Source organism: Paraeggerthella sp., from assembly GCF_048427265.1.
Lineage (GTDB): Bacteria > Actinomycetota > Coriobacteriia > Coriobacteriales > Eggerthellaceae > Paraeggerthella > Paraeggerthella hominis.
Window position 1 is genome coordinate 1 of record NZ_DBFOSR010000087.1, and the last position, 11139, is coordinate 11139.

Below are 11139 nucleotides of genomic sequence, written 5' to 3' on the forward strand. Positions count from 1 at the left end.
CGACGTGGACAAGTTCACCATCCATCCGGGCATCATGGGCCCGCTGACCGTGTTCGAGATCACCCCCGAGGGCGACGGCATCAAGGTCCGCGAGATGAACGACACGCTCGAGGCCATCCTCGAGAAGTACGTCGGCTGCCCCGTGGAGCTCATCCCCTGCGGCGGCGGTGACCGCATCGCGGCCGAGCGCGAGCAGTGGAACGACGGCTCGAACACGCTGTGCATCGCTCCGGGCACCATCGTGGTGTACGAGCGCAACGACGTGACGAACAAGGTGCTTGAGGACAAGGGCCTCAACCTGGTCGTCGTGCCTTCCGCCGAGCTGTCCCGCGGCCGTGGCGGCCCGCGCTGCATGAGCATGCCCATCTGGCGCGAAGACTAATCTTTACCCCCTCCATCAGCCCCGGTCCCCACACGCGAACGAGAACCGGGGCTGATGTATGCAGGGCACAGTTACCCCCCCTCGGACGAGCAAGGAGAATCAATGGAAGAAAAGAAGAAGGGCATCAGCCTGTTTGGGCTGATTGGCATGGTCGTCAGCTCGTGTATCGGCTCGGGCGTTTTCGCTTTGACCGGCCAGCTTTCCCAGGTCGCCTCCCCCGGCGGCGCGCTGGTGGCATGGCTTGTGGTCGGCATCGGCTTTCTGCTGCTGGCGCTCTCGCTGAACAACCTGGTGGCAAAGCGCCCCGACCTGCACGGCATTTTCACGTACGCAAGCGAGGGCTTCGGCCCCCTGGCAGGATTCCTTTCCGGCTGGGGCTATTGGCTTTCCGCTTGGCTTGGCAACGTGGCCTTCGCAACGATGATGATGTCCACGGTGGGATACTTCTATCCCGATTTCCTTCCGGGAAACACCGTGCCCTGCATCCTCATCGCCTCGGTGGTCATGTGGCTGCTCACGCTGCTGGTTATCCGCGGCGTTGAAAGCGCATCGTTCTTGAACGCCATCGTCATGGTGTGCAAGGTTGCCTCCATCGGCATCTTCATCCTGTTTGCCCTGTTCATGTTTAACGCCGGCGTGTTCACCGCCGACTTCTGGGGCACGCTGTACAACAACGCCGTCGCCGCAGGCGAATACGGCGCCACGGCCGTGGGCCTGGGCGGCATCGGCGAGCAGGTCATGAACTGCATGATCATCATGATGTGGGTGTTCATCGGCATCGAGGGCGCTGCCGTGGTGTCCTCTCGCGCCGAAAAGAAGAGCGACGCCGGCAAGGCCACCGTTATCGGCCTGGTCTGCCTGCTGGTTATCTACATTGGCGCGTCCGTGCTTCCGTACGGCTACCTTCCCTACACGGAAATCGCCGCCATGGACAAGCCCGCCATGCTGTACGTGTTCGACAAAATGGCTCCGGGCTGGGGCGGCGCGTTCATCTCCATCGCCATCATCATCAGCGTTCTGGGTTCTTGGCTTTCCTTCACCATTCTGCCGGCTGAAACCACCAGCGAAATGGCCGAGCACAAGCTGCTCCCGGCTGGCTGGGGCAAGCTGAACGACAAGGGCGCTCCGCAGTTCAGCCTCCTGCTGGTGGCCGTGTGCACCCAGGTGTTCATGATCATCACCATCTTCAGCCAGGACGCCTACAACTTCGCGTTCAGCATGTGCACGGTGGCCATCGTGGTCACCTGGGCGCTGGCTTCCGCGTTCCAGTGCAAGCACTCCGCGGAAAAGAAGGAGTGGGGCCAGTTCGCCATCGGCGCCATCGCCACCGTGTTCCTGGTGGTGGGCTGCCTCTACAACGGCTGGAGCTTCCTGCTTCTGACCTGCGTCGGCTACATCCCCGGCTTCTTCGTGTTCGCCGCTGCGCGCAAGCAGCAGGGCGTCGGTCTCAAGAAGTCCGAGATCGTTGGCATGGGCGTTATCGCTGCCCTGGGCGTTGCCTCCCTGGTCATGGTGGGCATGGGCATCATCTCCATCTAACCGCACCCGCCCCGCAAGCATCCGGGCGCACCGGATTCGCAAACCAACACGCAAAGGGAGACGGGCTCAGGCTCGTCTCCCTTTTTCAACAAAGGAGGGCTTCGCATGAACATCGCAACCATCGGCGTGGAAGACTGGCTCAACGTGTGGGAGAAAAGCGCCACGTACGACATAGCCCAATCCACCATCGCGTCTATGACCATGGGGGAGATTTTGGCGCTCGACAACGAGGAAGGCGCCACGTTCTACGAGCGCCTGAACCGTGAGAAGATGAACTACGGCTGGATCGAAGGATCGCCCGAATTCAAAGCCGAAGTGGCCAAGCTGTACCGCGCTGGCAATCCGGACAACATCCTGCAAACCAACGGCGCAACGGGCGCGAACCTGCTGGCGCTCATGGCGCTGGTGGAACCCGGCGATCACGTGATTGCGGAATACCCCACCTACCAGCCGCTGTACGAGATTCCGCGCACGCTTGGTGCCGAAGTGGAGTACTGGCACATCCGCCAGGAGTACGACTGGAACCCGGACATCCGCGAACTCGAGCAGCTGATACGCCCCAACACGAAGCTCATCTGCATCAACAACGCCAGCAACCCCTTGGGCACCGTGCTCTCGGCCGACATGCTGCAGCAGATTGCCGACATCGCGCGCTCGGTAGGCGCGTACGTGCTGTCCGACGAAGTGTACCTCCCCTTGCAGGATACGGAGTCGTTCGTTTCCATGGCCGACCTGTACGACAAGGCCGTGGTGTCCAACAGCCTTTCCAAAACGTACTCGGTGCCGGGCGCGCGTATCGGGTGGATCGTCTCCAACGACACGGAATTGGTCGATCGCTTCCGCGTGTACCGCGACTACACGATGATCTGCGACGGCGTGTTCAACGACGCCCTTGCCGTGCACGTACTGAAGAACCGCGAGAAGGTGCTCGAGCGCAACCGGGCCATCGTGCTGAACAACCTGGCTATCGCCCAAGAGTGGATCGACAACGAGCCGCGCGTTTCCTGGGTGCCGCCCAAAGCGGTGTCCACATCCTACATCCAGCTTGACATTCCCGTAGACGACGAGCAGTTCTGCATCGACCTGCTGCGCGATCAAGGCGTGCTGCTGGTTCCCGGCAGTCGCTTCGAGCTGCCGCGCGGCGCGCGCTTGGGATACTGCGCCGCAGAAGCCACGCTGCGCGAAGGCCTTGCACGCCTGAGCACGGCCTTGAGGCAGTTCGACTAGCATCGACCGCGCCGGCGGCAACGCGCGTCCCCTATCTTTTCACGCCCTCTTACGCTTGGCTCGCAAACGCGTCCCGAACGTAAGAGGGTTTTATTTTCCCAGGTCATACGCATGCAAAAACCTTTTGACAGCAAATCCTCGATCCGCGGAAGCCTATGTCGAAATCATTTGGTGGTACCATGGCCAACATCATGGCAGTCTCTTAGCCGTCGAAAGGACGCGCGTGGAACTAAGCAAGCAAATCAAGCGGTATCGGATGCAACGAGGATTGTCCCAGGAAGATTTGGCCGGCAAGATCTACGTATCACGGCAAACCGTCTCGAACTGGGAAACCGACAAGACCTATCCCGACGTGCAAAGCCTGCTGCTCCTAAGCGTTCTGTTCGACGTCACTATCGACGAACTGATCAAAGGAGACATGGAAGCCATGAAAGAAGCAGTCGAACACGACGGAAAGAAACTGAACGCCCTGGGACTCGTCATGCTCGCGTTCGCCCTTGCAGCCGTGGTGATGGTCGTAGGGGGCATCTCGTTTTGGGGCTGGGGCATCGTGCCCAGCACGATCATCGCTCTCTTGCTCTACGGCGTTGCCATGGCGGCCGCCATTGCAGCCGAGCGCCTTAAAAAGCAGCATGACTTGGTGACGTACCGCGAGCTCCTGGCCTTCCAAAAAGGTCAGCCCGTCGACCGGGACTGCCGAAGCAGCAGGCGCGCTCGCGAGCATCGTCCGCTTAAAACCGCCCTGTTCATGCTTATCGGAGCCTCGGTCGGCGCCTGCCTCGGCTACTTCGGCTTCATGTTCTTCGGATAAGCGGTCACGCCTCTTCCTCGACGAGCATCCCCCGAAGCAACTCCTCGCGCAGCGCGAGGTGGGCTCGAGTGAACTCGGGATCGACGTAGCGCAGCCGCTTGCCCGTCAGGTTCGCTATCTGACGGGCAAGCCGGTTGAACGCGCCGCCATCCATCACCTGCTTTCGCGAGACGGTCAGCACGGTGAATCCCAGCGAGACGAGCGTTCCGCGCCGGCGCGCATCGCTCTCCTGCCGCTCGGGATCGAGATGGTACCGCGCGCTATCGTATTCGGCCGCTAGATTCGAGCCCGGCCAGCACAGATCGCATTCGCAGTACCTTCGATCCGCGAGTTTCCTTATATGGGTAGGCACGTCCACACGGTAGTTAAACTGCGGCTTCTCGATCCCGTATCCGCCCAGCCGATACGGCAGGCACAGCAGAAGCGCCAGCACGGTCTCCATCGGAGACGCGGCGTTCTCCATCACGAAGCCCAACGCGCGCAGCGCCTCCGTGCGCCCATAGGCGTACTCTGCACTCTCGACGAACGCTCGCAGCTTGGCGACCGACGTCAGCGGAGCCTCCCGTCGAACCGCCGGACCGCTGTCAACATGAACGTACGTACCACAGAGCTCGCAGCCAAGCTGGATGAGCCGAGCAAGGCTCAGCTTGCTCGCCATCTGCAAAAAGCAAAATTCCGGCGTGCTCACGAAGAATCCTTGCCCCGCGTCCACCACCGACTCTTCCGGCAACGAGCTTCGCACGTGACAGACGATGCTCCCCGTTTGAGTCCGCGCCGATGCGCTGCCGACGAGCGCATGCACCGGAATACTGCATCCGCCCGGTCGACGATTGCCCGCAGAAAGACGCGGCCTCTCCTGCGCCTGCAGCGCTTTTCGAGCGCGTGCGGTGGCTGACCGGCGCTTTTTCAACCCCTGCAGGAATCGAGGGCCGACCGTGCGCCAGTATTCCAGAGCCGATTCGTATCCGATGATCACAACCATACGCGCATCATACACTTTTTGGCAGAGATTAGAAGGTTTGTGGCTCATGAACGCGAGAAATTCCGCCTATAGCGAGCAAGTGATTACATAATGCCTGGTCGCAGATTTCATCTTCCCTTTTCGTGCGCGTCGTCGCGAGCTAAAAGCCACAAACCTCGGAATCTCTGCCATTTTCGAGCCCTCCGCGGGACGCTACCCAGGTTGCCATCCCGTACGCTGCTTGCACGCAGGCTGCCCGCACGCACGTTGCCATCCCGCACGTTGCTTGCACGCAGGCTGCCATCCCGCACGTTGCCATCCCGTACGTTGCCTGCACGCACAAGTGCCCCGGCCAACGCAGGCCGGGGCACTTGCAATCCTGCGGAAGCCGCGGCCCCTACTTCGCCTTGGCCGCGTCCTCCGTCTTGCCGCTTACGCTGGCGGCGCTGCGCCCGCCATGATCGAACCCGGTGTTGATGACGCCCTGCGTGTTGCCCGTCACGAATCGAGCCTTGCTCAGCGTATCGATTTCCTTCTTGATGTCCTCCACCAGCTTGACGCACAGCTGCATCGAGAAGTCCTGGCGCGCCACCACGCGCTGCACTGTCGTTTCCTGCAGGTCGGCGGGCATCGGGTACGCGGGCACCAGCCACCCGTTCATGCGCAGACGATCGGACAGGTCGTACAGCGACCACGCCACGTCCGCATCTTCCTTCAAACCCCAGCACACAATGGGAATGTGGCCAGCATCTTCGTACAGCTCGAACATGCCCATGTCCTTGATCTCGGCGGCAAGGTAGCGGGCCACGTCAAGCGTACGTTCCTGGATTTCCCGGAACCCCTCGAAGCCGTTGCGCATCAGCACGTAGTACTGCCCCACAATCTGGGAAGCCGAGCGCGAGAAGTTGATGGCCATGGTTGCCTCTTCGCCGCCCAGGTAGCTCACCCAGAAGATCAAGTCCTCGGGCAGCGCTTCCTTGCTGCGCCAGACGACCCAGCCGATGCCCGGATAAACCAGGCCGTACTTATGCCCGGAGCAGTTGATGGACCACACGTTCTTCAAGCGGAAATCCCACTCCAGGTCAGGCTCCACGAACGGCGCGAACATACCGCCCGACGCACCGTCCACGTGGATGCGAATCGGCAGCTTCGGGTGCTCCTGGTTGTACGTCTCCACCAGTTCGTCCAGCTTCTTCACGTCGTCGAATTTGCCGGTGTACGTAATGCCCAGAATTGCCGTGATGCCAATGGTGTAGTCGTCCACATAGCTCATGACCGTGTCCATGTTGAGCGACAGATGGTCCTTCTCAAGCGGAACCAGGCGCATCTCGATATCCCAGTAGCGACAGAATTTTTCCCAACACACCTGATAACCCGACGAAATGACCAGGTTCGGACGCGTGGCGGAATAGATGTCCACCCCGGCTGCCGCAGCCAGCTTCTTCCACCGGAATAGCATGCCCAAGCCGCCCAGCATGCATGCCTCGGACGACCCGACGGTCGACGTGCCCATGGGCTGCTCGTTCGGATCGGCATGCCACAGGTCGCCGATCATGGCCACGCAACGGTTCTCCAAGTCGGCCGTCATGGGGTATTCGTCCTTGTCGATGGCGTTTTTCTCCATGGTCTCGGCCATGATCTTCGTGGCCATGGGCTCCATGTACGTCTGGCAGAACGTGGTGAGGTTCTGCGTTGCGTTGCCTTCGATGGACAGGTATTCCTTGATCATCTCGTAAGCGATGCGCGGCTCGACCGGCTTGTCGTTCATCTTCATGAGCGGCATCTGCGCATCGCTTGCCTCGGACCCGAAGATAGGCGTCAAGTAGCGCGTTCCCTCGTCCATGTTCTCCAAAATCTTGCTCGTAGTAGATTGCTTGTCCATGATGAGCCTCCTATGCATCCTTTGTTGTATGGTGCTTGTCATTGCCGCGCGCCAAGTCCTGGGAGCGCGCATTCGCGGCAGCAGCCGCAACGCCCGCACCGCCGGACACGCCCGTGCCCGCCGCTGCTCCCGGCCCCGCAGGGCCGTCGGAAGCAGCCTCTTCCGGCGCCCACCGGTGCCGCAGCGCGTAAATCGCAAACGGAATAGCCACCGAGACCGCGAACGCCACCACCAGCGTTGTTTGGTACACGAGGTTCGCCTGATCCGAAAGGTTCGACGACGGGAAGAACGATATGATCAGCGTTGCCACCGTCATGAACAGCCCCGCCCCCGCCACAACAGCCTTGAACGGCGTGCCTCCGGGAAGCTGGAACGACCGCTGCAGGTTCTTCTTCTTGAAAATAAGGACGAAGTACCCCAGGAAGAACAGCACGTATCCCACCAGGTAAATGACCACCGTCAAGCCGATAGCCGTCAGGTACCCCACCGACGAGCTCGAGCCGCCGGAAAGCGCGATGGAGCCGCACAGCACCGCGTCCCACACGGTTACGATGATCGCCTGAATCACGACCGTCTTCACGCTCACGCCATGCTTGTTCACCTTTTTGAACGACGGCGGAAGAATGCCGTCGTGCGCGGTATCCAGAAGCGCGCGCGACGGGCCCACGATCCATGCGGAAATCTCCGCCAAAACGCCCAACGCCAGCAACAGGGCAACCACGAACACGACCCATTCCATAGAAGGGCCGATATGCGTCACGAAGATAGCGCGGAACGCCTCGATCACGCCGAACGATAGGTTGCCGTCCAGAACGGATGCCGGCAACGTGGTGGCAACGGCCAGCCCGCCTAGCGCGTCCAACGCGATGGTCAGCACCGCTAGAACGATCATGGCCAACGGGTAGTTTCGGTTCGGGTTCTGCAGCTCGTTCACGTGCGAAGCCGATGCCTCGACGCCCATGTACGCCAAGATGAACGACGCAAAAATAACCAGCGTGTCAACCTTCGTGAAATCGGGAACGAACGTGGCAGCATCCATGGTGATCTGAGATACGCCGCCCGTGGCGAAGTAGTAGATCAACCCTACGAGCAGCACCAAGACCGGCACCAGAATGCCGCCGATGAAGCCGACCTTCGAAATGCGCGCCGTGAACTTCGTGCCGCCCAGCTGCGTCAACGTAAGAATCCATACGATGGCCGCCACGCCGAAGAACATCACCAACGGGTTGTCGTACAGCGCGTCCCATTTGACCACGTACGCCAATGCCGCCAAGATGAAAAACGCCATGGTCACGAACCCTACGGTAATTTGGAACCATTGGAAGAACAAGGCCGCAAAGCCCCAACGCCTCCCTAGCGTGTTGCCGACCCAGGCAAAAATGCCGCCCGATTCCCACCCCTTGACCGTGGCCATCTCCGCCGCGCACATCGCAACGGGCAGAAACCACAGAATTCCGCCGATGATCAAAAAGAACACCAGCTGAAAACCTGACGAGGCGAACGAGGGGTACTCGTACACCGTCATCACCATGGATGCGGTGATAGCGAAGAACCCGAAGAACGTCAGGGATCGCGTAAACGAGGGCCTGCTCGCTTTGCCTACGGGACCCGGATCGGCTGCGGCAGCTGCCGCTTGTCGACGAGGTTCGCTCATACTGCTTCACTCCTTCCTTTGCACCTGCGCGCGCTTCTACGGATTGCCGCAAATCAGCACGCGAGCGCACGGTCGCGCGTGCCTGCAACCGTTGTATCAAAGGAGGGAGTCGCAAAAGCAGCGACGGGAAGGCGTTAACCTTCCCGTCGCTGAAACGTTGGCTGTAGATTGCTTGCTACCGGGCGGCGCGCCCGTACACCTCGATCGCCGAAGCAAGCAGCTCGGATGCGAACGAAGACACGTCGTAGCCTTCGGAAATGGCGGCTACGGCAGCGCCGTCCACGATGGTGCCCACCATACGCGGCGGCATGTCGATCTGCGCGTGCGAGAGAATGCGACCAATAGCGGCGTCCAACGAAACGCGGCCCTTCTGGTACGCTTCGGTAACCACCTCGGATTCGGCAGCGGCGATCAGCTGAGCGTAGTGAGCCGAAGGAACAACGCTGTCATCCGGCAAGCACGCGCGAATCAGCAGGTCAACCACATGCTTGCGGCACTCTTCGACCTCCATGCCCTCCGCCGCCGACGCAGCCTTCTCCGCACGCTCCGCCCAAAGCTGTATGTTGTAACGGCCCGCCTCATGAAGAAGCTGTGTCACGGAATCAAAGTAGTAGCCCACCGAGGACGATGCGGCCCCTGCCCATTTCGCCACCTTGCGGTACGTGACCGCCTTCGGTCCCTGCTCGCGCAAAAGCGCCGCGGCCGCAAGAACCAACGATGTGCGCGTGATTTGCGCCTTCAACGATTTAGGCGTTTGCGTTGTCTCGCTCATAGGCCCTCCATCACCTCGGCGGCACGCCTTCGCGCCGCCTTGTGCACGGACGCCGTTCGAGCCAGCAAGCTCGAACGGCGCCGCTTCTTTCATGCCTTGTTGTGCAGCAAGCACAACCCTTAAAACAGCAGCTCAAAGAGCCTATACGTCGGCCAGATCCTTGCCCGTGTGCTCGTGCGACAGAATCATTGCAACAAGCGCCAGGCAGGACACGCCCACCATGTACCACGCCGGAGCCAGGTTGGATCCGGTGGCGGCGATCAGCGCCGTAGAGATAAACGAAGCCGATCCGCCGAAGATCGCATTGGCCATATTGAAGGACAGCGCGAAACCGGTGTAGCGCACAGCCGTGGGGAACGTCTCGGTCAGATAGCTGGACAGCGTACCGTCGTTGATGGTCAGCGCCAAGCAGAGCACCAGCTCAACAGCCAAAACGATGAAGAAGTCGGCCGTGTTGAGCAGCATGAACGCCGGCACCGTCAAAACGATGAACGACACGCACGCAATGATCAGCATCTTCTTGCGGCCGAACTTGTCGGACAAATGACCGCTTCCGAAAATGAACGCCACGTACACGATCAAGCTGATAGTAGTGATCAGCGACGACTGGCTCGGATCCATGCCCACGGCCGTCTCCAGATACACGGGCAGGTACGTAAGCACCACGTAGAAGCCCACTGCGTTCAGCACGCAGGCGCCGAAGGAGATGAAAAGCTCCTTGGAGTGATGGCGGAACAGGTCGCGAATGGGATGGTTCGAGTCGTCGGTTTTGTCGATGGCCTTCTGCATCTCCTGATACGTCGGAGAATCCTCAAGCTTGGTACGAATGTAGTGCGCAATCAAGCCAAGCGGACCGGCCAGCAAAAACGGAATGCGCCAGCCCCAATCGTTCACGGCCTCGGTAGGAAGCACCGAGTACATGATGGTGGCGAACGTCGAGCCGACCAGCAAGCCGACCGCCGTCGACGCCGGTACGAGCGAGCAGTACACGCCGCGCTTGTCCTTCGGCGCATACTCGGCCAAAAACGTTGCAGCACCTGCGTATTCGCCAGAAGCCGAGAAGCCCTGAACCATGCGGAGCAACAGCAGCATGATGGGAGCCGCCAAGCCGATGGTCAGGTAGCCGGGCAGCAAGCCAATGCAGAACGTGGCGCCCGTCATCAAGAAGATCGAAGTGGACAGCGCCCACTTGCGACCCTTCTTGTCGCCCATGCTGCCCCAGAAGATAGCGCCGATCGGGCGCAGAAGGAACGACAGTGCGAACACGGCGAACGTTTGCATAAGCGCAAGTGCCGGGTCGTCGTTCGGGAAGAACACGTTTGCGATCACAATCGCGAAGTACGAGTACGTAGCGTAATCGAACCATTCGATGAAGTTGCCAAGAAAGGACGATACGGCTACCTTTTTAAGCGTGCCTTGTGTGTCAGAATTAGCTTTCATGGTAATCCCCTAAGAAATGAACGGCCACGTCAGAAAGAAACGCAGACCGCCGGCGTATAAGTTGCTCCATTGAAGCCCCCTAACAGTCGGGAAAACGCCTTTACTGAGGTTATAATACCCCAAGTGCCTCCGCTTCAATGCAAGTCGTTACTTAACGTATCGCGAATTGGGAGCGAGGGGCGCCGATGCCAGCCCCATTTCGGCATCGGGAAAAGGGGGACCCGCTTATTGCAGCATAAGCGGGTCCTTTGCACAAATAGACTATCAGTACTCGTCAAGCAGATCCGCTTGCGCCTTGCTGGCGCGGAAGATAAAGGACTTCTTGGCCTTCTGGCCGCCCTGGGCCAGCTTGGCCAGGATGACCCTCTTCAGGCGCGGGTAGTCGCGCATGCCGTACCAGGCGAACGCCGTGCCGCCCGTGTACGCCTCCACGATGCTGTGGACGGGCAGGCTCGCGTCGCGCTTGGCGTC

General features: G+C 60.4%; 9 protein-coding genes and 1 pseudogene. 4 read left to right on the top strand and 6 right to left on the bottom strand.

Translation table 11 applies throughout. The features are described 5' to 3' along the window. The 4 genes from ACMNI9_RS07895 to ACMNI9_RS07910 all read left to right on the top strand — a co-directional run. Window positions 1–382, top strand: a 382-nt coding sequence (locus ACMNI9_RS07895) for an arginine deiminase family protein (RefSeq protein ID WP_418831492.1), incomplete at its 5' end; no start/stop codon positions are given. A gap of 102 nt (window positions 383–484) precedes the next feature. Then, window positions 485–1921 carry a basic amino acid/polyamine antiporter gene (locus ACMNI9_RS07900; protein WP_114567319.1) on the top strand — a complete coding sequence of 479 codons (1437 nt, stop codon included), beginning with the start codon at window positions 485–487 and terminating at the stop codon, window positions 1919–1921. 105 nt (window positions 1922–2026) lie between these two features. Continuing rightward, entirely contained in the window at window positions 2027–3148 is a 1122-nt protein-coding gene (locus ACMNI9_RS07905; RefSeq protein WP_216529974.1) for an aminotransferase, read from the top strand. 223 nt (window positions 3149–3371) lie between these two features. Continuing rightward, a complete protein-coding gene (locus tag ACMNI9_RS07910) occupies window positions 3372–3959 on the top strand; it encodes a helix-turn-helix transcriptional regulator (RefSeq protein ID WP_216529973.1) in 588 nt (195 codons plus the stop codon). Between the two features lie 4 nt (window positions 3960–3963). Here the strand turns inward: ACMNI9_RS07910 and ACMNI9_RS07915 are convergent, their stop codons facing one another. The 6 genes and pseudogenes from ACMNI9_RS07915 to ACMNI9_RS07940 all read right to left on the bottom strand — a co-directional run. Continuing rightward, window positions 3964–4941 carry a hypothetical protein gene (locus ACMNI9_RS07915; RefSeq protein ID WP_418831494.1) on the bottom strand — a complete coding sequence of 326 codons (978 nt, stop codon included), beginning with the start codon at window positions 4939–4941 and terminating at the stop codon, window positions 3964–3966. Window positions 4942–5317: 376 nt separating this feature from the next. Continuing rightward, window positions 5318–6802 (bottom strand): glutamate decarboxylase, encoded by a 1485-nt coding sequence (locus tag ACMNI9_RS07920; protein WP_114567322.1) that lies wholly within the window; start codon window positions 6800–6802, stop codon window positions 5318–5320. Window positions 6803–6812: 10 nt separating this feature from the next. Then, window positions 6813–8456: an amino acid permease gene (locus ACMNI9_RS07925; protein WP_231088336.1), complete on the bottom strand. Its 1644-nt coding sequence runs from the start codon at window positions 8454–8456 to the stop codon at window positions 6813–6815. A 175-nt stretch (window positions 8457–8631) separates the two neighbouring features. Then, window positions 8632–9228 (bottom strand): TetR/AcrR family transcriptional regulator, encoded by a 597-nt coding sequence (locus ACMNI9_RS07930; protein WP_114567323.1) that lies wholly within the window; start codon window positions 9226–9228, stop codon window positions 8632–8634. 141 nt (window positions 9229–9369) lie between these two features. Then, entirely contained in the window at window positions 9370–10668 is a 1299-nt protein-coding gene (locus ACMNI9_RS07935) for an MFS transporter (RefSeq protein WP_114567324.1), read from the bottom strand. A gap of 264 nt (window positions 10669–10932) precedes the next feature. Further along, window positions 10933–11139 (bottom strand): annotated as a pseudogene (locus tag ACMNI9_RS07940) (hypothetical protein); the annotation flags it as partial.

Bases quoted from the DNA above. Each gene is read 5' to 3' on its own strand.
- ACMNI9_RS07900 (WP_114567319.1), top strand. From the start codon at position 485: ATGGAAGAAAAGAAGAAGGGCATCAGCCTGTTTGGGCTGATTGGCATG.
- ACMNI9_RS07930 (WP_114567323.1), bottom strand. From the start codon at position 9,228: ATGAGCGAGACAACGCAAACGCCTAAATCGTTGAAGGCGCAAATCACG.
- ACMNI9_RS07935 (WP_114567324.1), bottom strand. From the start codon at position 10,668: ATGAAAGCTAATTCTGACACACAAGGCACGCTTAAAAAGGTAGCCGTA.
- ACMNI9_RS07925 (WP_231088336.1), bottom strand. From the start codon at position 8,456: ATGAGCGAACCTCGTCGACAAGCGGCAGCTGCCGCAGCCGATCCGGGT.
- ACMNI9_RS07905 (WP_216529974.1), top strand. From the start codon at position 2,027: ATGAACATCGCAACCATCGGCGTGGAAGACTGGCTCAACGTGTGGGAG.
- ACMNI9_RS07915 (WP_418831494.1), bottom strand. From the start codon at position 4,941: ATGGTTGTGATCATCGGATACGAATCGGCTCTGGAATACTGGCGCACG.
- ACMNI9_RS07920 (WP_114567322.1), bottom strand. From the start codon at position 6,802: ATGGACAAGCAATCTACTACGAGCAAGATTTTGGAGAACATGGACGAG.